Here is a 26673-nt window from a genome sequence, read left to right as displayed (position 1 = left end):
AAAGTGTCGGGCGGTTCAGGCCGCCAGCGCCTCCAGGTCCACGGACGCCCACCGCTCCCCCAGGCCGGTCAGGGTCACGTGCCGTACCTCGTCGATGGTGTCTCCGACAGCGCGGTGGATCACGACCTGCAAGCGGTCCTCGGTCAGCTCCTCCACCTTGCCCTCGCCCCACTCCACCACGACCACCGAGTCGGGCAGCGAGACGTCCAGGTCGAGGTCCTCCATCTCGTCCAGGCCGCCGGACAGCCGGTAGGCGTCGGCGTGGACGAGCGGCGGACCGTCGCCCAGCGACGGATGGACGCGGGCGATCACGAAGGTCGGCGAGGTGACCGCGCCGCGCACGCCGAGCCCCTCGCCCAGCCCGCGGGTGAGCGTCGTCTTGCCCGCGCCGAGCTCACCGGTGAGCATCACCAGGTCGCCCGCGCGCAGCAGCTTGGCCAGGCGGCGGCCCAGTTCCCGCATCTGCTCCGGCGAGGTGACGGTCAGCTGGGTCTCAGCGGGGTTGTGCGGTGCTGCTGGTGCTTCCATAGCCACTTACCGTAGCCCCTGCGGGCACGGCACCCGCGCGGGTGAGGAGGTCGGCGAGGCGGTCGGTGACCACTTCCGGGTGTTCCAGCATGACCAGGTGCCCGGCGTCCGGCACGAGGACCAGCTCGGCCTCGGGCAGCAGATCGGCGATGACCTCGCTGTGCTCGCTGGGCGTGACGAGGTCCTGGACCCCGGCCAGCACGAGCACCGGCATGTCGGTGAAGCAGGCGAGGGCCTCGGTCTTGTCGTGGTCGGTGAAGGCCGGGTAGAACTCGGCGACCACGTCGATCGGCGTGGACTCGATCATGCGTTCGGCAAACCGGGCGATCGCCGGATCGACGTCCCGCCCCGCGAACGAGTACCGCTTGATGATCCCGGCGAACAGGTCGGCGGTGGCCCGCCGCCCCTTCTCCACCAGCGCCGCCTGCTGCCCGAGCGCCTTCAGCACCCCGGGGAGCACCCGGCGCACCGCGTTGACGCCGGCGACGGGCAGCCCGAAGTTGACCTCGCCGAGCCGCCCGGACGACGTACCGACGAAGGCCGTGGCGACCACCCGGTCCCGGATCAGCTCCGGGTACTGCGCGGCCAGCGCCATCACCGTCATCCCGCCCATGGAGTGCCCGACCAGCACGATCGGCCCCTCGGGCACGGCCGCGTCGATGACGGCCTTGAGGTCGCGCCCGAGCTGGTCGATGGTGAGGGGCACCCCGTCCTGGACCTGGCCCACGCCCCGCGCCGACCGCCCGTGGCTGCGCTGGTCCCAGTGCACGGTCCGTACGACACCGCGCAGGGCGGCGCGCTGGAAGTGCCAGGAGTCCTGGCTGAGGCAGTAGCCGTGGCTGAAGACCACGGTGACCGGGGCGGGCGCCTTGCGGCCGAAGAGCCGGCGCCGGCGCGGGGAGAGGTTCGGGCCGCCGGTGTCGGGCTCGACGTCGTCGACCTCGTAGTACAGCTCGGTGCCGTCGTCGGCGCGCGCCTTGCCCGGGGTGCCGCGCAGCGCCCCGTACGGGCCCGTCGAGTCCAGCGCCAGCCGGGCCTTCCTGCGCATCCCCCGGCCGACGGTCATCCGTTCGATGGCGACACCGGCCGCCGCGCCCGCGGCGAGCACACCTATCGCGGCACCGGCGAGGCCGGTCGCCCTGCGCCAGCTTCCGGCCGCCCCCGCGGCGGAGGCGACGACGGCCGCGGCGGCGGCGTCCGCCACGTCGGCCACGACCTCCGCACTGCTCTCGCTCACGTACCGCTCCTCATCACGACTGCTGCTGCCGTCACAGGTCTCACAGGTCTCACAGGTCTCACAGGTGCCACAGGGGCACAGGTGCCACTGGTGTCACTGGGGCCACGCCACGGCGAGTTCCCTCCGTGCGGGTCACCCGTCCTGCGGGTCCTGTTCCTCGTTCACATAGACGCGAGGAACGCGCGTTCCGATGCGCGTGACGATTTCGTACGCGATCGTGCCCGACGCCTGCGCCCAGTCCTCGGCCGTGGGTTCGCCCCGGTCGCCGGGCCCGAACAGCACGGCCTGCGCTCCCGCCTCGGGCTCGTCCCCCCCGAGGTCGACCACGAACTGGTCCATCGCGACCCGCCCGGCGACCGTACGCCACTTGCCGCCGACCAGGACAGGGCCGCTGCCGGAGGCGTGCCGGGGGATGCCGTCCGCGTAACCGACCGGCACCAGGCCGAGGGTCGTCTCACCCGGGGTGATGTAGTGATGCCCGTAGCTGACGCCGTGTCCGCCCGGTACGTGCTTCACCAGCGCCAGCGACGCCGACAGGGTCATCACGGGACGCAGCCCGAAGTCCGCGGGGGTGCCGATCTCCAGGCTCGGCGAGACCCCGTACAGGGCGATGCCGGTCCGGACGAGGTCGAAATGGGTCTGGGGCAGGGTGAGCGTGGCCGGGGAGTTGGCGATGTGCCGCACCTCGGGCCGCACGCCCCGCCCCTCCGCGTACGCCAGCATCTCCCGGAAGCGGACGAGCTGGGCGTCGATCGAGGGATGCCCGGGCTCGTCGGCGCAGGCGAAGTGCGACCACAGCCCGGTGATCCGCACCAGCCCCTCGCGCTCGGCGTGCAGGGCCTCGGCGACGAGTTCGGCCCAGTCCGGTCCCGGCTGGCAGCCGTTGCGGCCGAGCCCGGTGTCGGCCTTGAGCTGCACACGCGCGGGCCGGCCGGCCTGCCGGGCCGCCTCGACGGCCTCCCGCAGCGCCCACATCCCGCTGACCGACACGTCGATGCCGGCCTCGATCGCCTCCCGCCACGGCCCGCCCGGGGTCCACAGCCAGCACAGGACCGGCCCCGGCAGCCCGGCCGCGCGCAGCGCGAGCGCCTCCTCGGGCGTGGCGGTGCCGAGCCAGCTCGCGCCCGCCTCGACGGCCGCGCGGGCGCAGTGCACCGCGCCGTGGCCGTACCCGTCGGACTTCACCACGGCCATCAGGGCCGACTTGGGCGCGCGGGCACGCAGAGCCCGCACGTTGGCCCGCAGGGCGGCCAGGTCGATCTCGGCGCGGGCGCGCAGGGGCGCGGTCGGCACAGGTGGTCTTTCAGTCATCGCGCCCCCAGTGTCTCAGAGGCCCCCGGCGGCCTCCGGGCGCAGGCCCCTCGCACGGCTCAGGAGCCGGGCCTGCGGCCCCACACGAATACCCGGTCGCCCTTCTTCAACACGCCCCACAGCTTGCGCGCGTCGGCCAGCTCGAGGTTCACGCAGCCCCAGGAACCGACGGTGGTGTGGATGCTGCCGTAGACGGCGTGGAAGGCCTGGCCCCCGTCGAAGAACTGGGCGTACGGCATCGGTTGGTTGTAAAGGGTCGACCAGTGGTTCTTGTGCCGCCAGTACACGGTGTGCCAGCCGGCGCGGGTGGCGTACCCCTTGCGGCCGCTGCGCATCGGCACCGGCCCGAACACCACCTTCTTGCCCTTCTGCACCCAGGTGACCTGCCGGTCGAGGTCCACGCAGGCGACCCGGTAGGTCCGAACCGGGCACTTCTTGGCCGCGTTGGGGTTCTTCCTGGCCGAGATGAGCATCATCTGCGCCCAGGTGACGGGGCCTGCGAAGCCGATCGCGGGCTTGATCCCGTGCTTCTTCTGGAAGTTCCGGATGGCCTTGCAGTCCGCCGCGGACTGCTTCCCGTCCACCTTCCGCTTCAGCCACCGCTCGACCTGCCGTTGGTAGGGCCCGGCCTGCTTGCTGCACGCGACCTTGGCCACGGCGTCACCGAGCGGCACGTACTCGATGAGGTCGTACGTCCCCGGCGCCGCGTCCCGCGGCTCGACGGCGTCCTCCTCGGGGGTCGGCGTGTAGACCCTCGGCGGCAGCATCTGGTCCGGGGTGTCGAACTGCCAGGGCTGCTGCGGGCCCGGGGGGACGCCGGGCACCAGTTCGGTCGTGGCGCCCGCGGCGGGGGGCGGGGACGCCGGGGCGGCGGCGGCCCGGGTGGTCCCGGCCGTCGGGAGGACGGTGGCGGCGGCCAGGAACACGGCGATGACCCGGTAGCCGGCGACCCGATAAGCAATATGTCCATATTTCACACGATCAGCCAAGCGGCCCGCTCCCCCGAATCCCGGCAGCCGCGCGGGCAGGTCACCCGAGGGGTGGACGCCGGCCCGTACGTCAGTCGCGTACGTCCCGCCAGGCCTCCGGAATGGCCGCCGCAACGTCGTGCGCCCCGGCCGGTGCCCCGTCCGCCGCGTACCGGCCGGCGAGACCGTGCAGATACGCCGCCGCGCTCCCCGCGTCCAGCGCCGTCAGCCCCGACGCCAGCAGCGATCCGGCCAGCCCCGACAGGACGTCCCCGCTCCCGGCCGTGGCCAGCCAGGGCGTGCCCGTGGCGTTCACCCTGGCGGCCCCGCCCCCGGCGTCCGCGACCAGCGTGGTCGAGCCCTTCAGCAGCACGGTCGCCCCGTACAGCAGCGCCAGCTTCCGCGCGGACTCCAGCCGCGCCCCCTCGACCTCCTCGCGGGCCACCCCGAGCAGCGCGGCGGCCTCACCGGCGTGCGGGGTCATCAGGGTCGGCGCGGTACGGGACCGTACGGCGTCCCGGTCCGCGAGGCGCAGCCCGTCCGCGTCGATGAGCACCGGCACGTCCGTGTCCACCACCTCGGCGACGGTGGCGGCGTCGTCCCCTGCGCCGGGCCCGACCACCCAGGCCTGCACCCGCCCCGCCTTGTGCGGTCCCTGGTCGGAGACGAGGGTCTCGGGGAAGCGGGCGATCACGGTGCTCCCGGCGGGCCCGACGTACCGCACGGCACCCGCCCCGCCGCGCAGGGCGCCCGACACGGCGAGGACGGCCGCGCCCGGATACCGCGCCGACCCGGCCGCGATACCGACCACACCGCGCCGGTACTTGTCGCTCTCGGCGGCGGGGTGGGGCAGCAGCCGGGCCACGTCGGCGTGCTGCAGGGCCTCGAGTTCGGCCTCGGGGGGCAGCTCGAGACCGATGTCGACGAGGCGGACGGTCCCGGCGTACTCACGGGCGGGGTCGATCAGCAGGCCCGGCTTGTGCGTCCCGAAGGTCACGGTCAGGTCGGCGCGGATCGCGGCCCCGCGCACCTCGCCGGTGTCGGCCTCGACCCCGCTCGGCAGGTCCACGGCGACGACGGCGGCGCGGGAGCCGCGGGCGGCCTCCGCGAGCGCCGCGGCGTCGGGGCGCAGGCCGCCCTTGCCGCCGATCCCGACGATGCCGTCGACGACGAGGTCGGCCCGGGCGACGAGGTCCTCGGCGGCGCCGCCGGGGCCGGCGACGGTGCCACCGGCGCGGCGCAGCGCCGCGAGGCCGCCCGGGTGGGTGCGGTCGGGGCTGAGCAGCACGGCCGCGACCCCGGCGCCGCGCCGGGCGAGCCGGGCGCCGGCGTACAGGGCGTCCCCGCCGTTGTCCCCGCTGCCGACGAGGAGCACGACCCGGCGCCCGTACACCCGCCCCAGCAAGTCGGCACAGGCGGCGGCCAGTCCGGCGGCGGCCCGCTGCATGAGGGCGCCGTCGGGGAGCCGTGCCATGAGCTCACGCTCGGCTGTCCTTACCGTCTCTACGCTGTACGCGGTACGCATGCGTTCGAGTCTGCCCCGGATCCGGGCACACCCGCACCCCGGGCCCGGCCGTGTCGCGTCACCCCTCCGCGACCACCACGGCCGACGCGACTCCCGCGTCGTGACTGAGCGACACATGCCAGGACCGCACCCCGAGTTCGGCCGCCCTGGCCGCCACCGTGCCCTTCACCCTCAGCCGCGGCTGGCCGCTGTCCTCGACGTACACCTCCGCATCCGTCCAGTGCAGCCCCGGCGGAGCCCCGAGCGCCTTGGCGAGCGCCTCCTTCGCCGCGAAACGCGCGGCGAGCGAGGCGATGCCCCGGCGCTCCCCGCTGGGCAGCAGCAACTCGCTCGCGACGAAGAGCCGGTCGGCCAGCCCGGGCGTACGGTCCAACGACACCCGGAACCGGTCGATCTCGGCCACGTCGATACCGACGCCGATGATGGTCATGGCGGGCAGCCTACGACCGCCTACTCCACCGTCACCGACTTCGCGAGGTTGCGGGGCTGGTCCACCTCGTTCCCCCGCGCGGTCGCCAGCTCGCACGCGAACACCTGCAACGGCACCGTCGCCACCAGCGGCTGGAGCAGCGTCGGGGTCGCCGGGATGCGGATCAGGTGGTCCGCGTACGGCACCACCGCCTCGTCGCCCTCCTCCGCGATCACGATCGTGCGCGCGCCCCTGGCCCGGATCTCCTGGATGTTGGAGACGATCTTGTCGTGGAGGACGGAACGGCCACGCGGGGAGGGCACCACCACGACGACCGGCAGATCCTCCTCGATGAGCGCGATCGGGCCGTGCTTGAGCTCGCCCGCCGCGAAGCCCTCGGCGTGCATGTAGGCGAGCTCCTTGAGCTTCAGGGCGCCTTCGAGGGCGACCGGATAGCCCACGTGCCGCCCGAGGAACAGCACCGTGTTCTTGGCGGCCAGGGAACGCGCGAGCGACCGTACCGGCTCCATGGTCTCCAGCACCCGCTCGACCTCGGCGGAGATCCGCGACAGGTCGCGGATGACGGCCCCGATCTCGTCGCCCCACTTGGTGCCCCGGACCTGGCCCAGGTACAGCGCGACCAGGTAGCACGCCACCAGCTGGGTCAGGAACGCCTTCGTCGAGGCGACCGCGACCTCCGGCCCGGCGTGCGTGTACAGCACCGCGTCCGACTCGCGGGGAATCGTCGAGCCGTTGGTGTTGCAGATGGCCAGCACCTTGGAACCCTGCTCGCGGGCGTGGCGCAGCGCCATCAGGGTGTCCATGGTCTCGCCGGACTGGGAGATGGCGATCACCAGGGACCGCGCGTCCAGGATCGGGTCCCGGTAGCGGAACTCGCTGGCCAGCTCCACCTCGCACGGGATGCGCGTCCAGTGCTCGATGGCGTACTTGGCGATCATCCCGGCGTGGAAGGCCGTACCGCAGGCGACGATGACGACCTTGTCCACCTCGCGCAGCTCGGAGGCGCTGATCCGGACCTCGTCCAGGGTCAGTGAGCCGGCCGCGTCGATGCGGCCCAGGAGCGTATCGGCGACCGCCTTGGGCTGCTCGGCGATCTCCTTGAGCATGAAGTAGTCATAACCCCCCTTTTCCGCGGCCGAAGCGTCCCAGTCGATGTGGTAGGAGCGGACGTCCGCGGGACGGCCGTCGAAACCGGTCACCGTCACGCCGTCGCGGCGCAGCTCCACCACCTGGTCCTGACCCAGCTCGATCGCCGACCGCGTGTGGGCGATGAACGCGGCGACGTCCGAGGCGAGAAAGGCCTCACCCTCTCCAACGCCCACCACCAGCGGGGAGTTCCGCCGGGCGCCCACGACCACGTCCGGTGCGTCCGCGTGCACCGCGACCAGCGTGAACGCCCCCTCCAGGCGGCGGCACACCAGACGCATGGCCTCCGCGAGGTCGGCGCTGGAGGAGAACTCCTCGGCGAGCAGATGGGCGACGACCTCCGTGTCCGTCTCCGAGGCCAGGTCATGACCCCGCTCCGCCAACTCGGCCCGCAGTTCCGCGAAGTTCTCGATGATCCCGTTGTGGACGACGGCGACCCGGCCCGCGTTGTCCAGATGCGGGTGCGCGTTGGCGTCCGTCGGACCGCCGTGTGTAGCCCAGCGGGTGTGGCCGATGCCCGTGGACCCCGTCGGGAGGGGCCGCTCGACGAGCTCCTTCTCCAGGTTGACCAGTTTCCCGGCCTTCTTCGCGGCGGCCAGACCGCCGTCCGCCGGCACGGCGACGCCCGCCGAGTCGTACCCCCGGTACTCCAGCCGCTTCAGCCCGGCCATCACGACCTCGAGCGCCGACTGCGACCCCACGTATCCCACGATTCCGCACATGCGCCGCAGCCTACGACCCGAAGCCGGTCGAAAACTGTCTCCGCGTGCCCGGAATCGGAAATTTTCAGGGCACTTACCACCCTCGCAGGATCGATTACAGCCATGTGCCGCACTAGAGCCGCGGCTGGGCGTGACCGAGCCCACCTGCCACGCCGTTCAAACTCCGTTAACAATGGAATGTGATCTCTCCGGTCTCCTCGATGCCCCGGAGCGCCCACCGGCACAGGCCGGAGGCGACTCCCTACGTCGACCTCACCCGTGCCGAGTGGAGCGCGCTGCGCGACAAGACGCCGCTGCCCCTCACCGCCGAGGAGGTCGAAAAGCTGCGCGGTCTCGGCGACGTCATCGACCTCGACGAGGTGCGGGACATCTACCTGCCGCTGTCCCGGCTCCTCAACCTCTACGTCGGCGCCACGGACGGTCTGAGAGGGGCGCTGAACACGTTCCTCGGCGAGGGGGGCTCCCAGTCGGGCACACCCTTCGTCATAGGCGTCGCGGGTTCGGTCGCCGTCGGGAAGTCGACCGTCGCCCGTCTGCTCCAGGCGCTGCTGTCCCGCTGGCCCGAGCACCCGCGGGTCGAACTGGTGACGACGGACGGGTTCCTGCTGCCGACCAGGGAGCTCCAGGCCCGCGGCCTGATGTCGCGCAAGGGCTTCCCGGAGTCGTACGACCGCCGGGCGCTCACCCGCTTCGTCGCCGACATCAAGGCGGGCAAGGACGAGGTGACGGCACCCGTCTACTCCCACCTCATCTACGACATCGTGCCCGACCAGCGGCTCACCGTCCGGCGGCCCGACATCCTGATCGTCGAGGGCCTCAACGTCCTCCAGCCCGCACTGCCCGGCAAGGACGGCCGCACCCGGGTCGGTCTGGCCGACTACTTCGACTTCAGCGTGTACGTCGACGCGAGCGGCGAGGACATCGAACGCTGGTACCTCAACCGGTTCAAGAAGCTGCGCCAGACCGCCTTCCAGAACCCCTCCTCCTACTTCCGCAAGTACACCCAGGTCTCCGAGGAGGAGGCCCTCGACTACGCGCGGACGCAGTGGCGGACCATCAACAAGCCCAACCTGGAGGAGAACATCGCCCCCACCCGGGGCCGCGCCGCCCTCATCCTCCGCAAGGGCCCGGACCACAAGGTGCAGCGCCTGAGGCTGCGCAAGCTGTGATCCCTCCGCCCTCGTCCTCCGCCCTCGCCCACCGCCCCTGACCGCTCCCTTGCGATCATCCTGACGGCCCGTCATTCTGTGTAGTCCCGCGGTGACCGGCGAGGGGGCAGAGGCCGATGGGCTATCGGACGCGCGCGTACGGAATCCCCGGCAGCCTGGACGACTACCACCCGGACCCGCAGGAACCCGTCGAGCGCTGGTTCACCATGCCCAACACGGGGAATTCCCGGGCCATAGCCGAGATCATCAACGACCTCTGCCCGGTGCCGCCCACCGCCGTGGTGGATCCGTTCTGCGGCGCGGGGAGCAGCTCCCTGGCGGCTCGCCGTCTGGGGGTCCCCTTCGTCGGTGTGGAGATGGACCCGGTGCTCGCCTGTGTGAGCACCGCGAAATCGCTGTGCGGGCCGGCCGACGGCCAGGCCCTCCTCCAGCGGCCGGAAACCGGCGAGTCACTGCCGCTCAGGTGTCTGCGTCTGCTGCTCCGGCTGCAGAGCACTCCCGGAGGCGGCCGGCTCAGCGACCGGATGATCGCGGACGATCTGCTGCGAGCGCCCCGTCGCGTGCCCGGGGGCGCCGTGGTCTGCGGAGACTGCACCGCCCCCGCGACATGGAAGGGAATGGCGCCGCTGCCCGACGAGGGGGTGGTCGTCTTCACGTCGCCCCCGTTCTTCGACGACTGGGCCGGCCCCGGCGTCCCACCCGCGTTACGGGCCGAGGCGGCCGAGCTGGCGGGAGGGACCGCACCGGAACCGCCTGCACCGTGCCCACCCGCACCGGCACGTGATTACGGTGACCTGCTCGTGGGCGCCCTGCGCGCGGTCGGAGCGGTCTTGCCCTCCTGCACGGTGATCGTCGAACACGAGCCGGGTTCCGGTTCTCCCGACCGGCTCCGCACCGTGGCCGATCGGCTCACCGCCGAGACCGATGCGGAGATCTTGGAAATTCTCGAAACACGCGACTTCTCGCCCGGTGGCCTGTTCTCCCTTCTCGTCTGCCGACTGCGATAAACAAGTGGAATCCGCCGATCCGGTGCGGTGTGGAAAAACGCGCGACGAACGCATGCTCGACACGGCAAGTCCGACTTCCGGGCCGCATGAAAAGCACCCCGGGCATGCGCCGTTACGCGTACAGTGAACGCGGGACCCGAATTGCCCACCTTGTCACTCCGTCGGGGGTAAGTGTGCGTGAGTCGATCGATCAGGTAAGAGCCCTCATGATTCAGGCCCTCACCGTCCGCGGTCTGTCCACGGCAGACGCGGAATTCATCACCGACGACTTCGTCGAAGCACAGGCCGAAGGTCACTTGACGCACGGAATCGGCAAGTTCCTGCTCATCGACGAAGTTCTGCAGCGCAGGGTGGGCGAGCCGATCGAAGTGAGCCGGTCGGGCGCGGTCGCCGTGGTGGACGGACAACGCGAGGTCGGCCAGCTGGCCGCACGCAAAGCGGCCGAGATCGCCGTGGAACTGGCGGAGTCGCACGGCGTGGGGATGGCAACCCTCCGCAACGCCGGCAGGTTCAGCCGACTCACCCCCTACGCGCGGGCCATCGCCTCGTCCGGACATGTCGCACTGGTGGCGAACAACGCGGGCCCGGCAGCGGTCACGCCCCACGGTTCACGCACGCCCGTCATGGGAACCAACCCCATCGCCTTCGGTTTCCCGCGCGCCGGCGGCAGCCCCTATGTGATCGACTTCTCCACCGCCGAGCGGGTCTGGGGCGAGATCCGCCAGGCGATTCTGGAGGAGCGGCCGCTACCGGACAACGCCTTCCTGGATGCCGCGGGAAACGTCACGACCGACCCTGAAGCGGTGGAGGCGGTCCTGCCGTTCGGCGGGCACAAGGGCGCGGCGCTCTGCATCGCGATCGAGATGCTCGCCGGAGTACTCGCGGGCGCCGCCATGGGCCAAGCCGTCACCGACGAGTACCAACTGGGCGCGGTGTTCATCGCCATGCGGCCGCCGGCCGCCCTCACTCCCGCAAGCAGCGTCGACGAACTGCTCTCGGAGATCCGTCAGGCGACCCCACGGAACGGCGCGGGCCCCGTGAAGGCACCAGGAGACCGGTCGGAAGCCACCAGGACCAAGACCACCCAGGACGGCGGTTTCGACCTCGACCCCAACACCAAGTCCGTCCTAATGACCATGTCCGAAGGCGGAGTGGGGCTGGCCGCGAACTGGCTGACGAACTGAGGTGCATGAATGACGCAACTCGACGAGGTCATAGCCGAAAGCCCCTACGAGCTTTCGACCAAAACCTTCTGGATGATCCAGTCGCAGGACAACACCTCTGATCCCGCTACCGCATGGGGTGAATTCGACGACGGACTGGAACACACCCGGGTCATCGCATCGGAAAACCCCCCGGCCGGGGACGACAAGAACTACGGGCCGCTACGCGCCTTCCGGCTCCGCGTCAGCAAGCCCTTCGCGGCCCCCGGATTCCTTGCGGCCGCATGCACCGCGATCGCCGATCAGGGCATCTCCGTGCTGGTGATCTCGACATTCACCTACGACTACGTCTTCGTTCGAGCCGAACGAGTCAATGACGCCGAGGCGGCGTTGCGCGATCGCGGCTTCCACGCATTGGCATGAACTTCCGTCCGGGTCGGGGGACCGTTTCCATTGAACGAGCAGCTGAGAGCACACCAACGGCGGTTACTGACCCTGCTTGGCCGGGACACACCTGCTTCCGAGGAACGTGTCAGTTTCCCTCTGGAGCTGAGCGCTTCCAGTGGCGCCGGCAGCCTTGCGGAATGGCTGCGCGCCGATGAGGAACGGCCGCTGGTGGTCACCGGAGATCCCGGTTCGGGCAAGACGACGCTCCTCGAAGAACTCGCCCGGGGCATGCTGGAGCGGGGCGAGACGGTCTTCCACCTCCGGATGGGCCTGTGGTCACGCGGCCGCCCGCTGCTCGACCAACTGGCCGGCTGGGGTCTGGCGCCGGAGTCCGCTTCCATCGTGCTGCTGCAGCAGCGGTGCTGGGTGGTTCTGGACGCGCTCGACGAGAGCCGGGGCGGGAAGATCGACGAAGCCTTCGAGGAGATCGTCGACTTCTCCAGGCAGTTCCCCGCGGCACGGATCGTCGCGAGCTGCCGACTGGCCCAGCTCCCGGCCTGGACGGCCATGCACTTCGCGTCGGCGCGAGTCCTGCCCCTGCGTCCACGGCAGGTCTACGGCGTGCTGTCCCGTGCCGTCGCGGACAGCTCCATCGAGGCACGCCCCGGTGACCTCGCGGCGGAACTGGTGGACCTCTGTACCAATCCGCTGATGCTGGGCATGACCGAGCAACTGCTCAGGGCCGGACGGGAGCGCGTGTTCCACATCGTGTCCGCTGCTCAGCTGTACGACGACTTCCTTGAGCTGCTGGACGAGCGTGAACGCGGCAAGAGGCCGGTCGGCGGGGCGCTGGAGGAGGTGATGAGCGCGGGTCTCGGCACCCGGATCCTCGCTCTGGTGGCCTGCCGGATGCTGCGTCTGGGACTCTCCGCGGTCCCCATGGCGCAACTGGCCAACTGGCTCTCCGAGGTGCTGGTCCAGGACGTGTGGGCCGGCTGGTGGGGTGGCACGACACGTCCGTCCGCCGCCGAACTGGCCAACTACCTGTCCAACCATGTGCCGCTCAAGCACGCCTCACTCCCGGGCCGCGGCGGTTACCAGGTCGCTTTCATGCATCTGACCTTCCGTGACGCCTTCGCGGGCCGCCACCTGGACTACCTCAGGGGATCCGACCCGGACTTCTCCATGGACGAGTGGGCCCTGGACGAGCACCAGCACTCGTGGCCGGCCGTGGTGTTCCTCGCGGGCCGGGAAGAGGAGTCCGGGCTCACCACGAGGTCGGTGATCGACCTGGCATTCGTCTCCAGGAGGCAGGAACTGCTCCTCCTGGCCGCCCGGTGCGTCCAGGACCGCTGGGACACGCCCACGGACGACGTGGGAGAGTTGCTGATGAGCAGCCTGGACGCGTTCAAGAACTGGGACCGCCCGTTCGACTACGACCTCATGCGGGCGACCAGGACGGTGATGGGACGGCTGGGCGCCGAGTTCCCGGAGCGGCTGCGCCAGGACGCTCTCTATTTCACCGACAAGTACGCCGTGGTCGTTCCACGGGAAATCACCAACGTGTCCCTGGACGAACTACTGGAGGCGGCGGCGTCCAGCGAACCGGACGTCGTGACCAACGCCCTGTACTCGCTCGCCAAGTACCGGTACGCGTCGAGCATGCTCCGGGCGCAGGCATCCGGGCACATAGCCGCCCGGCTTCCCGAATGGCCCGAGAGGATCCAGGATCAGGCAGTCGCGGCACTCAAGGACATCCGCAGCGACACCACTCTTCCTCTGCTGCGCAATCTCATGCAGGACCCGGACTACCCCTGTCGTTCCAGGGCGTTCGCCGCGAATGCCGTCGCCGAGATGGGTGACATGGCCGACGTCCCTCCCCTGGTCGGCCTGCTCAAAGACCATGGATTCAAGTACCGCGACTCCGTCTCCTGGTCGCTGCAGACGCTGGCGAAACGCATGATGCCACGCCACCCGTCGGTCGTCGATTCGGTCACCGGGGAATACGTGGCGGCACTGCGGAACGAGACCGGTGACGAGAGCGGCCGTTACGCCAAGGGCAACATCCTGTACTCGCTGGGCGTGCTGGGTGCCTCGGCCTGGCACGACGTGATCGTCGCATTCCTGACCCACCAGTCGGAGCCGTACGTACTGGAGGACGGTCTGCTGTGCCTGGGGCTTCTCGGTCAGCGGGAATCCGTCCCCTTCCTGTCGACCTTCATCACACATGCCGACCCGGTCGTGCGGCTGAAGGCCGTCGAGGCTCTGGTGAGATGCGGCTCCGCACACTGGGACGCCGTCGCGGACCTCACGCACGACCCCTACCGGATCGTTCGCCGCCGCGCCGAGGAACTGCTGGCCGACCGCACGGAGGGAAGCCCTCCCCCGGCCCCGGCCCTTCTGCTGCTCCGCAGCGTGCTGACGAGGGCGGCGTTGCGGGGCGACGCGGCCCGGCAGGTGTTCCGGATCGGGGCCGCCGACCGTGCCCTGCTGGAGGAGGCGTTGCGGCTGGTCAGCGGGCATCTGTCCTCCGTGCCCTCGTTCCTGGGGCAGGGCGAGCAGCAGGAGGTCCGGCTGGCCACGGTCGACGTCGAGCGACTGCGCGGCCTGCTGGCCGAGGACCAGGTGTGACATGTACGGATCCGGGTCGGGGCCCGTACCCCAAGGAGACGCGCTACAGCTCATCGGCTCCCTCTACGGAGCGGCCAGCATCATCATCGTCTTCCAGATGTTCGCCCTCCAGTCCTGGTACGACAAAGCCCAGAGCCTCGACGACGCTTCGTTCGATCTCGACCAGCGCACCGTCGTGGGCTCTCTGGAGCGTGTCGCCCTGATACAGCGGATGCGGTCGCACAACCGCTCGTTCCCCTGGATCCAGCTGGGCTCCTTCTCCGCGGCGATCGTGACCATGCTCGGTCTCGCCGGAGTCCTCTCCACCAAAGTCCACGAGCTTTCCTGGGTGTTCACGGGAGGACCCGCCGTCATTCTGCTGGCCATGTTCGTCGGAGTCATCTGCGCCACACGCACACGCGGCAAACGAGCGCTCATCAAAGCCATTGAGAGGATAAATTGAGTGACGACATAGACCGGGCGACACCGCAGAAGGACTGGACCCTCACCGATTGGGAATGGCTCGGATTAAGGAAACCGATAAACGTCGCAGATGGTCATGCACATTTCGATCTCGCCGCACGTTTCCCCGCGGAGTTCGCCCGTATCGCGGAGATGGCACAGCATTTGGAATCGCTTGACCAGAGCACGTCGGAGCGCGTTTTCCTGGAGACGATGAGTGCGTTGTCCGGCCAGTCCATGGGAGCCGTCCCCGTTCAGTTTCATTACTCGAGCTCGGTTTCGATCGAAATAGTCGCGAAGATGCTCAAGGAACTGGGGGTCGAACGAGTGGGTCTGGTGACTCCGACGTTCGACAACATACCGCTCCTGTTCCGGCGGGCAGGCCTCACCCTCGTACCGGTGCGGGAACAGCTCCTCTGGGGCCACGGCCCAGAACGCCAGGCACTGCTGCGGCAGTGCGACGCGCTGTTCGTGGTCACACCGAACAACCCCAGCGGCTACTGCCCCACCGACGAGGAACTCACCCGGCTCATGACCGAGTGCGGCCGGGACGGGCGTCTCCTCATGTGCGATTTCAGCTTCCGTCTCTACGCCTCCCTGCACACCTGGGACCAGCATGCGCGGGCCCACCGGGTGCCGGGGCTCCGCTTCGTGTTCATCGAGGACACCGGGAAGGTGTATCCGCTGTCGGAGCTGAAGGTGGGCTTCACCTGCGCCAGCGACGATCTCGTTCCCCGGCTGACCGCACTGAGCAACGAGCTGCTGCTCAATGTGTCCCCCTTCACGCTCCTCGCACTGACGCACGTCATGTCGGCCGACCTGGCCCGGCACGGAGGCGCGGCTCAGCGCCGTCTCACAGCCGCGCGGATCGCGGACGGCAACCGTGCGACCCTCACGCGGGGCCTCGCCGGGCTGGCGGACATCGTGAGCGTGGGCGAAGGCAGTCTGAGCGTGGCCTGGCTGACGCTGCACGACCACGACGCGTCCGCCATGTGTGAGCGGTGGGCTTCGCTCGGACTGGCCGTGCTGCCCGGAGCCCCGTTCCACTGGGACGATCCGGCCCACGGCGCCCGCCGGCTGCGCATCGCCCTGGCGCGGGAGCCGGCTCACTTCCAGCGCGTGCCCGAGCTGCTGCGCATGACCTTGGCCGGTGCGACGGATGCCTCGACCTGAGCGGAGCGGGCAAGGCCCGGCGTCCCCGCTGCGGCGGGTGCGGGAGCGGGTGGCCGAGTTCAGCGCGGCCATGCCAACGGAGTCCTTCACCGTCACGGCGGAGACCCGTGGCGTGATCACGCGTGCCCCGGCCGGCGAGGACTCCGACTACGTGGACAAGTTCATCCTGGTCGAGACCGCGATGGGCTGGGGGTCCGCCTTCTGCCCGCACCACGACAGGCATCTGGACGGCCGGGCGATCGGCGCGGACGCCCGCACCCTGCGTTCGGGCCATGTGTGCGTGGACATAGCGGCCCTGGACGCCGCCGCGGGCGCCCTCCGCATGGAGCCCAGTCATTCGGTCACCGCGCGTGGCACGACCCACCGCAAGGGAAGGGTCAGGGCCGAGTTGGTCGCGGCGGAGGTGGATCGCGTCCTCTCACCCCGTCGTCCGGCGCGTGTCCTGCTCGTCGGAGTGACCGCCGCGATGGTCGAGGTACTGACCGAACGGGGCCACTCCGTGCTGGCTTCGGACCTCGATCCCCAGGTCGTCGGCGCGGACATCCACGGAGTCAGGGTGCACCACGGAACGGAGACCCCCCGGCTCCTCGCACAGGCGGATGCGGCGGTCGTGACCGGGATGACGACGACCACCGAGACCGTGGGCGAGGTCGTCACGGCAGCCGACGCCGGTGAGGTGCCCCTCGTCTTCTTCGCGCAGACCGGCGGCCGGATATGCCCCCTCCTGCTCGATCACTGTTCGGGGGCGGTGGTCGCGGAGCGTTTTCCCTACTACATGCTCAGTGGCGACACGACCTTCGACATCTACCGCTCCGGTGACGGGGGCGACCGCTGATCACTCGATGCCGGAGGCGCACGTGAAAGCTGCCGTAGTCGTGGGCGGCGGTATCGCCGGCCTGAGCGCGGCCTGGGAACTGGCGAAACGCGGGTGGAGCGTGACGGTGTGCGAGAGTGCGGGCGCGCCCGGCGCCGGCTGCACCAGGGCGACGCTGGGACTGGTCTACCCCTTGTGTCCTGGCAGCTATCCGCCGGAGATGGTCGACGTCTCCTTCAGCGCGTGGCGCTCCTATCCGGCGTACGCCGCGGAGATCACGGAGGCGTCAGGTGACCGGTTGAGCCTCACCGAGCGCACGCTGCTGGACGTGGCCGTGGACCAGGAGGAACTCGCCCGCCTCTCCGCGGAGTCGGCCGCGTACACGGCCCTCGGTTTCCTCGGGCACGCGCTCGGCCCCGAGGAGATGACCGCGTGCGAGCCCCGGCTTCTGGGGGGTGCGGGCGGCATTGCCTATCCAGGGGTGCTGCATGCGGACGGAGCGAGCCTCACGTCGGCCCTGGTGTCCGCCCTCTCCCGTTCCGGTGGCACGGTGATGCTGGAAACGCCGGTGCGGTCCCTGGTCATCAGGGCCGGCGTGTGCCGCGGCGTCATGCTGGCCACCGGGCAGGCCCTCGGTGCGGACCTCGTCGTCCTGGCGACCGGAGCCACGGCCTTCGACACGGGCGACGGACCGGTGCCCCGGATCGAGGCCATGCGCGGGCAGGTGATCCTTGCCGAGATGCCCGGCCCGTGGCTGCGGCACATGGTGTACGTGGCGGACCTGGACCTGATCCAGCGCGATGACGACAGCGTCCTCATCGGGGCGACCCGTGAGTGGGGCGAGAGGGCGCCCACCGCCACGATCGCCGGGCTGGCGTCGATCCTGGGCAGAGTCTGCGCTCACCTCGGTGTTCCGCCCGAACTGAGATTCACCGGGGTGGCCGTGGGCCTCCGCCCCCGCTCCGTCACCGGCCTGCCCGTGGTACATCCTCTTCCGCACGCCGCCAACGCCGTGGTGTTCAACGGGCTCTTCAGAAACGGAATTGTCTGCGCGCCCACCCTCGCAGGGCTTTTGGCCGACGCCGTGGAATCCGGTGACTGGTCGGGGCTTTCCGCGTTTCGAGACCCAGCGGTCGCGTAAAACCGCTGGGTCTTCCCAGCCGGTCAGGGCCGATTCACGAGAAAACGTTGCCGCCCGGCGACACAGCTGCGCACGGTGTCGACCACCATCTCGATGTTGCGGTCGAGCGCGTTCTGCGTGTACCAGGCCGTTCCAGGAGTGACGACGAGGTGGGGAGCCTGCCGTAGCGCCTCGTCCTCCGGGAGTTCGTCCAGACCGACTCCGCCCAGTGCGCCGGTGGTCAACGCCTCCGCGACCGCGGCCTGATCAAGGCAGCCGTTGCCTGCGATGTTGACCAGGATGGCGCCTCGCGGCATGGAGCGGACCGCGTCGGCCGAGATCAGACCGCTGGTCTGCGGACCGTCCGGCAGGCACAGCGCGATGAAGTCGCTCCGCCGGGCCAGCTCCTCCAAGGGGACCTGCTCGACCCCTTCCAGTTCCACCGGAGAACGGTTGAAGCCCAGCACCGTCATCCCGAAACCCTGTCCCAGCCTGGCCACCCAGCTGCCGATGCTGCCCACGCCGACCACACCCAGGGTCGCGCCGTACAGCTCCCTGCCGACGGCGTGATCGAGGTAGGTCGAGCCAGGTCCGCGCCCGATGGCCGCGGCGTCCACGAGCCGTTTGGCGCAGACCAGGAACAGTCCCATGACATGCTCGGCCACGGACTGGCGGGAGTAACCGGGCGTGTTGCTGACGCCGATGCCCAGTTCGGCCGCGGCGTCGACGTCGACCCGGCTGTACCCCGTCGTCACCAGCACCACATGTTTCAGCGACGGGCACGCGGCGAGCACTTCACGCGGTAGATGCGACCATTCGACGATCGCCACGGCGGCGCCCTCCAGCCGCTCGACGATCTCCTTGCCCGTCGGACGGTCGCGGTAGACCTTGAAATCCCCCAGCTCCTGTAAAGCGGTCACCGCGAATTCCGGGAGATAACTAGGTTCATCCACATAGACAATTTTCATCCAGTCTCCCTACTTCACTTCACTACTGACAGGGCATCAGGCAAGCATGCCACCAAATACCATGCCCAGACCGCGGAAGCCCAGAACCGGCCCGCTACCCTGCGGGCATGCTGCATCTGCGTCTGATCACACCGGCCGGGAAGACGGACGACGTGGTGCGCCTGATCGAGAGGACGGTCGGCACCACGCATCTCGCCGTCGTCCCGGGCGCCGCCCGCAATCCGGCCGGGGACATCGTGATGTGCGACGTGGCCCGGGAGGCGGGCGACGAACTGCTGACCGGGCTGCAGCGGCTCGGCATCGACAGCACCGGCTCCATCGCCCTGGAGAACATCGACCTGTCGCTGTCCAGGCGGGCCGACAAGGCCGAGGCGGAGGCGCCCGGCGAGGGCGCGGACGCGGTGCTGTGGGAGCACCTGACCGAGGCGACGCACGAGGAGTCGACGCTGTCGGTGACCTACGTCGCCTTCATAACCCTGGCCACGATGATCGCGGCCTGTGGCGTGGTGCTCGACAACGCGATCCTGATCGTGGGCGCGATGGCGGTGGGCCCGGAGTTCGGCCCGCTCGCGGGGATCTGCACGGCCCTCGTACGGCGCGCCCCGCGCCTGGCGGTGCGCTCACTGACCGCGCTGCTGGCGGGCTTCGCCTTCGCGATGCTGGTGACCGTCGGCTTCACGTACTTCATGGACGGCGTCGGCCTGTTCACCAAGGTGCAGCTGGAGGCCGAGCGGCCCAACACCAACTTCATCTACCGGCCGGACGCCTTCTCGTTCGTCGTGGCCGTCCTCGCCGGAGCCGCCGGCACCCTGTCGCTGACCTCGGCGAAGTCGGGGGCCCTGGTGGGCGTGGCGATCTCGGTGACCACCGTCCCGGCCGCCGCGAACGCGGCCGTGGCCTTCGCCTTCAGCGAGTACCACCAGGCCTGGGGCTCGACCGTGCAGCTCCTGCTGAACCTGCTGGGCATCGTCCTGGCGGGCACGCTCACCCTGCTGGCCCAGAAGTGGTTCTGGGCCAGGCAGCGCGAGCGCGCCCCGAAACCCGGCTAGCCGAGCGCCGATTTCACCGCGTCGGCGAGGCGGCCGGCGACCGAGCGGGCCTGGTCGAGGTCGGCGGCCTCCACCATCACGCGCACCAGCGGCTCGGTGCCGGACGGCCGCAGCAGCACCCGGCCGGTCGAGCCCAGCTCACGCTCGGCCTCGGTCACCGCGGCGGCGAGGTCGGCGGAGGTCCTCACCCGGGACTTGTCGACGTCGCGGACGTTGATCAGCACCTGCGGCAGCCGCTCCATGACCGAGGCGAGATCCCGGAGGGTACGGCCGGTCTGGGCGATGCGGGCGGCGAGCAGCAGGCCGGTCAGCGTGCCGTCGCCGGTGGTGGCGTGGTCGAGGATGATGACGTGGCCGGACTGCTCGCCGCCGAGGGCGAAGTCGTGCTGCTTCATCTCCTCCAGGACGTACCGGTCGCCGACGGCGGTCTGCACGAGGTGGATGCCCTCGCGCTCCATGGCCAGCTTGAAGCCCAGATTCGACATCACGGTCGCGACGACGGTGTCGGAGCGCAGTGCGGAACGCTCCCGCATCGCCAGCGCGAGCACGGCCAGGATCTGGTCGCCGTCGACCTCTTCGCCGGTGTGGTCCACGGCGAGGCAGCGGTCGGCGTCGCCGTCGTGGGCGATGCCGAGGCCGGCGCCGTGCTCGATCACGGCGGCCTTCAGCTTGTCGAGGTGGGTGGAGCCGCAGCCGTCGTTGATGTTGAGGCCGTCCGGCTCGGCGCCGATCGTGACGACCTCGGCACCGGCCCGCGAGAAGGCCTCGGGCGAGACACCGGCGGCCGCGCCGTGCGCCTCGTCGAGGACGATCTTCAGCCCGTCGAGCCGGTTCGGAAGCACGCCGAGCAGATGACCGACGTACTGCTCGAAACCCTCGTCGTACGAGCGCACACGCCCGACGCCCGCGCCGGTGGGCCGCTCCCAGGGCTCGCCGTGCCGGTGGGACTCGTAGACGGACTCGATCCGGTCCTCCAGCTCGTCGGCGAGCTTGTGGCCGCCGCGGGCGAAGAACTTGATGCCGTTGTCGGGCATGGCGTTGTGGCTGGCGGAGAGCATGACACCGAGGTCGGCGCCGAGCGCGCCGGTCAGGTACGCCACCGCGGGCGTCGGCAGCACGCCGACACGCAGGACGTCCACGCCCGCGCTCGCGAGGCCCGCGACCACGGCGGCCTCCAGGAACTCCCCCGACGCGCGCGGGTCCCGACCGACCACTGCCTTGGGCCTGTGACCCTCGAAGGTGCCCGCCTCGGCCAGCACGTGCGCCGCGGCGACGGAGAGGCCGAGCGCCATCTCGGCCGTCAGGTCCGCGTTGGCGACACCGCGCACGCCGTCCGTACCGAAGAGTCGTCCCACTTGTCCTCCTGAGGAAGCGTCAGTTGCGATGGCGGTCGCCGCCTGAACATCCCATCACACTAGCCATTGAGCGGCTTGTGTCGTTATACGCCGTTGCGCTCCGATAAACGAACGCCCCGACGGCACAGTGGCGTGCCGCCGGGGCGTTCGGAGTACGAGCAGGCAGCTGAGATTAGCGCTTGCTGTACTGCGGGGCCTTGCGGGCCTTCTTCAGACCGGCCTTCTTGCGCTCGACCGCACGGTCGTCGCGCTTGAGGAAGCCGGCCTTCTTCAGCGGGCCGCGGTTGTTGTCGACGTCGGCCTCGTTCAGCGCGCGGGCGACACCGAGACGGAGCGCACCGGCCTGGCCGGAGACACCGCCACCGGCGATGCGGGCGATGACGTCGTAGCGGCCCTCGAGCTCGAGCACCTTGAAGGGCTCGTTGACTTCCTGCTGGTGCACCTTGTTCGGGAAGTAGTCCTCGAGGGTGCGACCGTTGATCTTCCACTTGCCGGTGCCCGGAACGATCCGGACGCGGGCGATGGCGTTCTTGCGGCGGCCCAGGCCGGCGGCGGGCTGGGGCTCACCGAAGCGGGAGGCGAGGGACTCGGAGGTGTACTCACCCTCCACCGGAACCTCGGACTCGCTGGTGTAGCTGTCGATGTCAAGCTCTTCGAGCGGCTGCTCGGCAGTGGTCTCGGCCACGATTCTCCTCAGATTCTCTTCGGTCTTAGGGGGTGGCCGGACTTACTGCGCGACCTGGGTGATCTCGAACGGCACCGGCTGCTGGGCAGCGTGCGGGTGCTGGTCACCCTTGTAGACCTTCAGCTTCGAGAGCATCTGACGGCCCAGGGAGTTCTTGGGGAGCATGCCCTTGACGGCCTTCTCGACTGCCTTCTCAGGGTTCTTGTCGAGCAGCTCGTCGTAACGGACGGAACGCAGACCACCCGGGTAGCCGGAGTGGCGGTACGCCATCTTCTGCGTCCGCTTGTTGCCGGACAGGTGCACCTTGTCGGCGTTGATGATGATGACGAAGTCACCGGTGTCGACGTGGGGCGCGTAGATCGGCTTGTGCTTGCCCCGCAGAAGGGACGCGGCGGTGGTGGCGAGACGACCCAGGACAACGTCCTGAGCGTCGATGACGTGCCACTGGCGCGTCACATCGCCGGGCTTGGGGCTGTACGTACGCACGGTTCGTAGCCTTCGCTTCGAGTGAATGGTCCTGAACAGGTCACCGAAACGATCACGACAGCCTGGACCGCACGGCGGCGACGCATACCGCGTACGTGGGGTCGCTGGTCATCGGCCCGGTGGACCGGTGTAAGGGCCCGTCCCGTGAGAATGAGCAAGCCAATACACAACGAACAGGCAGGATACCCGCGGCGCCACGCCCCGGTCAAAACGGGCTCGCTGCCGCTGGGCTCCGCCGGTTCTTACGCCCAGTGTAGGCGCCCGCACCCCTGGGGGCTGCCGCCCCCAGACCCCCGCATCGGCCCTGAACGGGCCTCGTCCTCAAACGCCGGACGGGCTGGGTAATGCCGACCGGGGCTGAAGAGGCCTACGGGGTGGGGGACGAGCCCCCTGGGAGCGCAGGGGACGCAGTCCCCGCCGGGGTCTGGGGCGGAGCCCCAGGGGGCGGCAACCTCCCAGTTGGCCGTCATGGGTGGGTGGGTGGGAAACCCCGGGGTCCAGGGGCGCAGGCCCCTGGCGGGGTCTGGGGCGGAGCCCCAGGGCGGGGCGACTTCCCGATTGGCCGGGCCTGGCGTGGGTGGGGTTGCACCGAAAGGTGCCCTATCGCACCTAGTAGACGCGCACCAGCACCCCCCGCCCCCCGTCTAAGATGCGCCCCATGAGCTATGGGCAGGGGGGACCCCAGTCCCAGTGGGATCCCTGGAAACCGAACTCGCAGCAGCCTTGGAACGACGGCGGTGACGGCCAGGGCCCGGACTGGGCCGCGCTCGCCGACGCCTCGGAAGCGCGGAACAAGCGGCGCAAGGTGCTGTACATCGGCGGCGGCGTCGTCGCCACGGTGGCGATAGGCACCGCCGTCGCGATGAGCGTCGTATCGGCGAACAAGGACAACAACGCCTCGGGCCAGCCCTCCAACCTGCCCGCAAGCGCCTCGCTCCCCAGCGACTCCGCGCAGGCGCCGTCCTTCGATCCCACCAGCGCGCCGCCACCGCTGGACCCGAAGGACTTCATAGCCAGCGCGAAGAAGGACAAGGCTCCGCTCAGCGCGGAGACGCTCTTCCCGGGCACCCAGCTGACCATGGGCGAGACCGTGTACAAGAAGGGCGCCACGGCCGACACCACGAACTGCGCCTCGGCCGCCGGCAACACCCTCCCCAAGGTGCTCACGGCCAACGGCTGCACCCGCCTGCTGCGGGTGAGCTACACCAAGGACGGTGTCGCGGTGACCGTCGGCGTTGCCGTCTTCGACACCGAGGCCAAGGCCGTCAAGGCCAAGGGCGAGGCCGACAAGAAGAGCATCGTGAAGTCGCTGTCGGGCAAGGGGATCAAGACCTTCTGCGACGCCGCGGTCTGCCGCTCGACGACCAATACCCTGGGCCGCTACGCCTACTTCACGATCGCAGGTTTCACCAACGGCAAGAACGTGACCACGAAGGACACCAAGGTCTTCCGCACCGGTGACGACCTGGCCGAGTTCACCTTCCGGCAGATCCGCCGCCGGGGTGAGGCACAGGCCTCCGCGGCGGCGAACCAGTAGCCGGTCAGCGGACTAGGGCCGCCGCTTCAGGCGCAGCCTGATCGGCACCACCGCCGACTCCAGCTGCGTACGCAGGGTCATCTTCGAGACCCCCTCCGTGCGCTCCTCGAAGCGGATCGGGATCTCGACGGCGCGGTGGCCCGCCCGTACGGCCTTGTACTTCAGCTCCACCTGGAAGCTGTAGCCCGCGCTGTCCAGCGAGGCGAGATCCACGTCACGCAGGGTGCCGGCCGACCACAGGTTGAAGCCGGCGGTGATGTCGTGGATGGGGCTGCCGAGGATGGTGCGCGCGTAGCGGTTGGCGAAGCGGGAGAGCAGGACGCGGTGCGCGCCCCAGTCCTCGTCCAGCGAGCCGCCCTCGACGTACCGGCTGCCGACGACCAGGCCCGCCCCGGAGTTCACGGCCGCCTCCAGCATGCGCGGCACGGCCTCCACCGGGTGGCTGCCGTCGGCGTCCATCTGGACGACGTACTCGGCACCCTCCTCCAGCGCGGCGGTCATGCCCGCGGTGTAGGCCCGCCCGAGCCCGTCCTTCTCGGTGCGGTGCAGCACGCTCATCCGGCGCCGGCCGGACCCGTCCGCGTTGTACTTCTCCGCCAGTTCCTCCGCGATCCGCCCGGTGCCGTCCGGGCTGGAGTCGTCGACGATCTTCAGCTGCAGCCCGTCCAGCGGCAGCCCGAGCACCGCCTCGGCCATCCGCGGCACGTTCGCCGCCTCGTTGTACGTCGGCATCACCACGGTGATCGGTGTGCCGTTGCCCTGCCCCGTCATGCCTTCTCCCCTCGCGGCGCCGGTGTGCCCAGCGCCCGGAACCGCCGGCCCGTCGCGGTCCTGCGGTCCGCGTCGAGTACCCCTCGGCCGTCCCCAATCGGTCAGTGCAGGACGATATCGGGGCCGCACGACGCATCCTCGGCCGACACCCTGTTCGAGGGCGGCGCCGGGTGACTAACAGGTTGCGCAGCCTGCCGTGCCAGGCAGCGACCGCTTGTTCCGCGCCTCCCTGCTCCGCGCGGCCAGCAGCTCGTCCGCGGGATAGCCGACCTCCTCCAAGGTCAGCCCGTGCGGCCGCACGACATGCACCGCCGAGTCCCGCACCCCGGCCGCGAGCACCTTCCCCGGCCAGTCCGGCGGGCGGTGCCCGTCCCCCACGAACAGCAGCGCCCCGATGAGCGAGCGCACCATGTTGTGGCAGAAGGCGTCCGCCCGGACGGTCGCGGTGATGATCCCGTCGGCACCCTTTTCCAGCCACAGCTCCTGGAGCGTACGGATCGTGGTCGCGCCCTCGCGCTTCTTGCAGTACGCGGCGAAGTCGTGCTCACCGAGGAGGTGCCGGGCGGCCTCGTTCATGGCGTCGACGTCCAGCGGCCAGTCGTGCCAGAGGACGTGGCCCCGCAGCAGCGGGTCGACGCCGCCGGGGTTGTCGGTGACGCGGTAGGCGTAACGCCGCCAGACCGCGGAGAAGCGTGCGTTGAAGCCGCTGGGCGCCTCCCTCAGGGCCCACACCCGTACGTCCCTGGGCAGGCGGCCGGCGAGCCGCTTGAGCAGCTTCTCGTGGTGCTCACGCCAGACCGCCTCCGGCAGATCGACGTGGGCGACCTGCCCCCGGGCATGCACACCGGCGTCCGTCCGCCCGGCCACGGTCAGCTCGTACGTCTCCCTGGACCGCGTGACCGTGCGCAGGGCGTCCTCGATCTCCCCCTGCACGGTCCGCCGGCCTCCGGCCTGCTTGGCCCAGCCGGAGAACTCCGAGCCGTCGTAGGACAGATCGAGGCGGACACGGACGCAACCGGGCTGTACTTCGTCACTCACTCCTGGATCCTCTCAGGAAACGCGGAACGGGCCCGCCCCCTGGGGGGTGGGCCCGTTCTACTACTACTGCGAGGCAGAGCCTCAGGCGTCCTTGGACTCCTCAGGAGCCTCGTCGGCCGGAGCGGCGTCCTCGACCTTGGTCTCCTCGACCTTGGCCTCGTCGGCTTCCTTGACCGCACGCTTGGTGGCGGCCTCGGCCTCGCCGGTCGCCTGCTGCGCCACCGTCAGTGCCTCGACCAGCTCGATGACAGCCATGGGCGCGTTGTCGCCACGGCGGTTACCGATCTTGGTGATGCGGGTGTAGCCACCCGGACGGTTCTCGTAGCGCGGGCCGATCTCGGTGAAGAGCGTGTGGACGACGCTCTTGTCCGTGATGACCTGGAGCACCTGACGGCGGTTGTGAAGGTCGCCCTTCTTCGCCTTGGTGACCAGACGCTCGGCGTACGGGCGCAGGCGGCGGGCCTTCGCCTCGGTGGTGGTGATACGGCCGTGCTCGAAGAGCGCCTTCGCGAGGTTCGCGAGGAGCAGCTTCTCGTGCGCGGCGCTGCCGCCCAGACGGGCACCCTTGGTGGGCTTCGGCATAGTTCTTCTCCTGTGTGTCTGCCCCGGCCGTATCAGGTACCGGGGTCAGTATCCGAGCAGGCGGTCGCCTGTCGGAGATCCGGGGGTCTACGCGAGACCCCCGGAGGTGGAACCGATCAGTACTGCTCGGTCTCCACGAAACCCGCGTCCGCGTCGTCGTCGGCGCCGAAGGCGTCGGCAGCGGCCGTGGGATCGAATCCGGGCGGGCTGTCCTTGAGGGCCAGACCCATGCCGGCCAGCTTAGCCTTGACCTCGTCGATGGACTTCGCACCGAAGTTGCGGATGTCCAGCAGGTCGGCCTCGGAGCGGGCGACGAGTTCACCCACGGAGTGGATGCCCTCACGCTTGAGGCAGTTGTACGAGCGGACCGTGAGCTCCAGCTCCTCGATCGGCAGCGCGAGGTCGGCGGCCAGGGCGGCGTCCGTGGGGG

26 protein-coding genes are annotated in these 26673 nt (G+C 70.1%); 11 read left to right on the top strand and 15 right to left on the bottom strand.

What is annotated here, in order from left to right; translation table 11 throughout:
- Positions 1-15 precede the first annotated feature (15 nt).
- From tsaE to glmS, 7 genes are all read right to left on the bottom strand, one after another.
- Positions 16-528 carry a tRNA (adenosine(37)-N6)-threonylcarbamoyltransferase complex ATPase subunit type 1 TsaE gene (gene tsaE, locus ACH45E_RS31110; protein ID WP_361447890.1) on the bottom strand — a complete coding sequence of 171 codons (513 nt, stop codon included), beginning with the start codon at positions 526-528 and terminating at the stop codon, positions 16-18.
- Positions 494-1765, bottom strand: coding sequence for an alpha/beta hydrolase (locus ACH45E_RS31105; RefSeq protein WP_361447887.1), 1272 nt, complete (start codon positions 1763-1765; stop codon positions 494-496). Before ACH45E_RS31105 ends, tsaE begins: the two co-directional genes overlap by 35 nt.
- Positions 1766-1897: 132 nt before the next feature.
- The gene (gene alr / locus ACH45E_RS31100) at positions 1898-3076 is read right to left on the bottom strand and encodes an alanine racemase (protein WP_361447884.1); all 1179 of its coding nucleotides are present in this window, start codon (positions 3074-3076) and stop codon (positions 1898-1900) included.
- Between the two features lie 59 nt (positions 3077-3135).
- Positions 3136-4002 carry a L,D-transpeptidase family protein gene (locus ACH45E_RS31095; protein ID WP_399042008.1) on the bottom strand — a complete coding sequence of 289 codons (867 nt, stop codon included), beginning with the start codon at positions 4000-4002 and terminating at the stop codon, positions 3136-3138.
- 133 nt (positions 4003-4135) lie between these two features.
- The gene (locus tag ACH45E_RS31090; RefSeq protein WP_361447878.1) at positions 4136-5569 is read right to left on the bottom strand and encodes an NAD(P)H-hydrate dehydratase; all 1434 of its coding nucleotides are present in this window, start codon (positions 5567-5569) and stop codon (positions 4136-4138) included.
- A gap of 58 nt (positions 5570-5627) precedes the next feature.
- A complete protein-coding gene (locus ACH45E_RS31085) occupies positions 5628-5999 on the bottom strand; it encodes a holo-ACP synthase (protein WP_361447875.1) in 372 nt (123 codons plus the stop codon).
- 20 nt (positions 6000-6019) lie between these two features.
- Positions 6020-7867, bottom strand: a complete 1848-nt coding sequence (gene glmS / locus ACH45E_RS31080) for a glutamine--fructose-6-phosphate transaminase (isomerizing) (RefSeq protein WP_361447872.1) — start codon at positions 7865-7867, stop codon at positions 6020-6022.
- Between the two features lie 200 nt (positions 7868-8067).
- Here glmS and coaA point away from each other — a divergent pair, with 200 nt between their 5' ends.
- From coaA to ACH45E_RS31035, 9 genes are all read left to right on the top strand, one after another.
- A complete protein-coding gene (gene coaA / locus ACH45E_RS31075) occupies positions 8068-9036 on the top strand; it encodes a type I pantothenate kinase (RefSeq protein ID WP_399042006.1) in 969 nt (322 codons plus the stop codon).
- A gap of 116 nt (positions 9037-9152) precedes the next feature.
- Positions 9153-10043 carry a hypothetical protein gene (locus ACH45E_RS31070; protein ID WP_361447866.1) on the top strand — a complete coding sequence of 297 codons (891 nt, stop codon included), beginning with the start codon at positions 9153-9155 and terminating at the stop codon, positions 10041-10043.
- 104 nt (positions 10044-10147) lie between these two features.
- Positions 10148-11227 carry an Ldh family oxidoreductase gene (locus ACH45E_RS31065; RefSeq protein ID WP_361447863.1) on the top strand — a complete coding sequence of 360 codons (1080 nt, stop codon included), beginning with the start codon at positions 10148-10150 and terminating at the stop codon, positions 11225-11227.
- A gap of 9 nt (positions 11228-11236) precedes the next feature.
- Positions 11237-11629, top strand: coding sequence for an ACT domain-containing protein (locus ACH45E_RS31060; RefSeq protein WP_361447860.1), 393 nt, complete (start codon positions 11237-11239; stop codon positions 11627-11629).
- A 192-nt stretch (positions 11630-11821) separates the two neighbouring features.
- A complete protein-coding gene (locus tag ACH45E_RS31055) occupies positions 11822-14224 on the top strand; it encodes a HEAT repeat domain-containing protein (RefSeq protein ID WP_361447857.1) in 2403 nt (800 codons plus the stop codon).
- Position 14225: 1 nt separating this feature from the next.
- Positions 14226-14666: a hypothetical protein gene (locus ACH45E_RS31050; protein WP_361447855.1), complete on the top strand. Its 441-nt coding sequence runs from the start codon at positions 14226-14228 to the stop codon at positions 14664-14666.
- On the top strand, positions 14663-15838 hold the full coding sequence (locus tag ACH45E_RS31045) for an aminotransferase class I/II-fold pyridoxal phosphate-dependent enzyme (RefSeq protein ID WP_361447853.1): 1176 nt from the start codon (positions 14663-14665) through the stop codon (positions 15836-15838). The genes ACH45E_RS31050 and ACH45E_RS31045 overlap by 4 nt, the downstream gene beginning before the upstream one ends.
- Entirely contained in the window at positions 15825-16673 is an 849-nt protein-coding gene (locus ACH45E_RS31040; protein ID WP_361447850.1) for a Rossmann-like domain-containing protein, read from the top strand. Before ACH45E_RS31045 ends, ACH45E_RS31040 begins: the two co-directional genes overlap by 14 nt.
- A gap of 22 nt (positions 16674-16695) precedes the next feature.
- The gene (locus ACH45E_RS31035) at positions 16696-17793 is read left to right on the top strand and encodes an FAD-dependent oxidoreductase (protein ID WP_361447847.1); all 1098 of its coding nucleotides are present in this window, start codon (positions 16696-16698) and stop codon (positions 17791-17793) included.
- Positions 17794-17816: 23 nt separating this feature from the next.
- Here ACH45E_RS31035 and ACH45E_RS31030 read toward each other — a convergent pair whose 3' ends face one another.
- A complete protein-coding gene (locus ACH45E_RS31030; protein ID WP_361447844.1) occupies positions 17817-18740 on the bottom strand; it encodes an NAD(P)-dependent oxidoreductase in 924 nt (307 codons plus the stop codon).
- A 107-nt stretch (positions 18741-18847) separates the two neighbouring features.
- Between ACH45E_RS31030 and ACH45E_RS31025 the strand changes: the two genes are divergently transcribed.
- Entirely contained in the window at positions 18848-19789 is a 942-nt protein-coding gene (locus ACH45E_RS31025; RefSeq protein ID WP_361447841.1) for a DUF389 domain-containing protein, read from the top strand.
- On the opposite strand, the gene glmM is transcribed toward ACH45E_RS31025, so the two are convergent.
- The 3 genes from glmM to rplM form a co-directional block, all read right to left on the bottom strand.
- Positions 19786-21144, bottom strand: a complete 1359-nt coding sequence (glmM, locus tag ACH45E_RS31020; protein WP_361447838.1) for a phosphoglucosamine mutase — start codon at positions 21142-21144, stop codon at positions 19786-19788. The genes ACH45E_RS31025 and glmM overlap by 4 nt on opposite strands.
- Before the next feature lie 172 nt (positions 21145-21316).
- Positions 21317-21829: a 30S ribosomal protein S9 gene (gene rpsI, locus ACH45E_RS31015; RefSeq protein WP_361447835.1), complete on the bottom strand. Its 513-nt coding sequence runs from the start codon at positions 21827-21829 to the stop codon at positions 21317-21319.
- A gap of 42 nt (positions 21830-21871) precedes the next feature.
- Positions 21872-22315: a 50S ribosomal protein L13 gene (gene rplM / locus ACH45E_RS31010; RefSeq protein ID WP_361447832.1), complete on the bottom strand. Its 444-nt coding sequence runs from the start codon at positions 22313-22315 to the stop codon at positions 21872-21874.
- A gap of 658 nt (positions 22316-22973) precedes the next feature.
- Between rplM and ACH45E_RS31005 the strand changes: the two genes are divergently transcribed.
- Entirely contained in the window at positions 22974-23852 is an 879-nt protein-coding gene (locus ACH45E_RS31005; RefSeq protein WP_361447829.1) for a hypothetical protein, read from the top strand.
- Between the two features lie 12 nt (positions 23853-23864).
- On the opposite strand, the gene ACH45E_RS31000 is transcribed toward ACH45E_RS31005, so the two are convergent.
- From ACH45E_RS31000 to ACH45E_RS30985, 4 genes are all read right to left on the bottom strand, one after another.
- Positions 23865-24623, bottom strand: a complete 759-nt coding sequence (locus ACH45E_RS31000) for a polyprenol monophosphomannose synthase (protein WP_361447826.1) — start codon at positions 24621-24623, stop codon at positions 23865-23867.
- 174 nt (positions 24624-24797) lie between these two features.
- Positions 24798-25661, bottom strand: coding sequence for a tRNA pseudouridine(38-40) synthase TruA (gene truA, locus ACH45E_RS30995; RefSeq protein ID WP_361447823.1), 864 nt, complete (start codon positions 25659-25661; stop codon positions 24798-24800).
- A gap of 81 nt (positions 25662-25742) precedes the next feature.
- Positions 25743-26243: a 50S ribosomal protein L17 gene (gene rplQ / locus ACH45E_RS30990; RefSeq protein WP_361447820.1), complete on the bottom strand. Its 501-nt coding sequence runs from the start codon at positions 26241-26243 to the stop codon at positions 25743-25745.
- Positions 26244-26359: 116 nt separating this feature from the next.
- Positions 26360-26673 (bottom strand): DNA-directed RNA polymerase subunit alpha C-terminal domain-containing protein (locus ACH45E_RS30985; protein ID WP_308812713.1); only part of this gene is annotated, 314 nt, incomplete at its 5' end.

The organism is Streptomyces sp. NPDC020299 (genome assembly GCF_044387825.1).
GTDB lineage: Bacteria > Actinomycetota > Actinomycetes > Streptomycetales > Streptomycetaceae > Streptomyces.
The sequence above is the reverse complement of the archived record's forward strand: the minus strand, read 5'-3'. Positions and strand labels throughout refer to the sequence as shown.

What these genes read in the sequence shown, in the direction of transcription:
- ACH45E_RS31070 (WP_361447866.1), top strand. Translation starts at nt 9,153, where the DNA reads ATGGGCTATCGGACGCGCGCGTACGGAATCCCCGGCAGCCTGGACGAC.
- ACH45E_RS31005 (WP_361447829.1), top strand. Translation starts at nt 22,974, where the DNA reads ATGAGCTATGGGCAGGGGGGACCCCAGTCCCAGTGGGATCCCTGGAAA.
- coaA (WP_399042006.1), top strand. Translation starts at nt 8,068, where the DNA reads ATGCCCCGGAGCGCCCACCGGCACAGGCCGGAGGCGACTCCCTACGTC.
- ACH45E_RS31040 (WP_361447850.1), top strand. Translation starts at nt 15,825, where the DNA reads ATGCCTCGACCTGAGCGGAGCGGGCAAGGCCCGGCGTCCCCGCTGCGG.
- ACH45E_RS31050 (WP_361447855.1), top strand. Translation starts at nt 14,226, where the DNA reads ATGTACGGATCCGGGTCGGGGCCCGTACCCCAAGGAGACGCGCTACAG.
- tsaE (WP_361447890.1), bottom strand. Translation starts at nt 528, where the DNA reads ATGGAAGCACCAGCAGCACCGCACAACCCCGCTGAGACCCAGCTGACC.
- ACH45E_RS31065 (WP_361447863.1), top strand. Translation starts at nt 10,148, where the DNA reads ATGCGCCGTTACGCGTACAGTGAACGCGGGACCCGAATTGCCCACCTT.
- rplQ (WP_361447820.1), bottom strand. Translation starts at nt 26,243, where the DNA reads ATGCCGAAGCCCACCAAGGGTGCCCGTCTGGGCGGCAGCGCCGCGCAC.
- ACH45E_RS31000 (WP_361447826.1), bottom strand. Translation starts at nt 24,623, where the DNA reads ATGACGGGGCAGGGCAACGGCACACCGATCACCGTGGTGATGCCGACG.
- glmS (WP_361447872.1), bottom strand. Translation starts at nt 7,867, where the DNA reads ATGTGCGGAATCGTGGGATACGTGGGGTCGCAGTCGGCGCTCGAGGTC.
- alr (WP_361447884.1), bottom strand. Translation starts at nt 3,076, where the DNA reads ATGACTGAAAGACCACCTGTGCCGACCGCGCCCCTGCGCGCCCGCGCC.
- ACH45E_RS31090 (WP_361447878.1), bottom strand. Translation starts at nt 5,569, where the DNA reads ATGCGTACCGCGTACAGCGTAGAGACGGTAAGGACAGCCGAGCGTGAG.
- ACH45E_RS31030 (WP_361447844.1), bottom strand. Translation starts at nt 18,740, where the DNA reads ATGAAAATTGTCTATGTGGATGAACCTAGTTATCTCCCGGAATTCGCG.
- ACH45E_RS31025 (WP_361447841.1), top strand. Translation starts at nt 18,848, where the DNA reads ATGCTGCATCTGCGTCTGATCACACCGGCCGGGAAGACGGACGACGTG.
- ACH45E_RS31085 (WP_361447875.1), bottom strand. Translation starts at nt 5,999, where the DNA reads ATGACCATCATCGGCGTCGGTATCGACGTGGCCGAGATCGACCGGTTC.
- ACH45E_RS31060 (WP_361447860.1), top strand. Translation starts at nt 11,237, where the DNA reads ATGACGCAACTCGACGAGGTCATAGCCGAAAGCCCCTACGAGCTTTCG.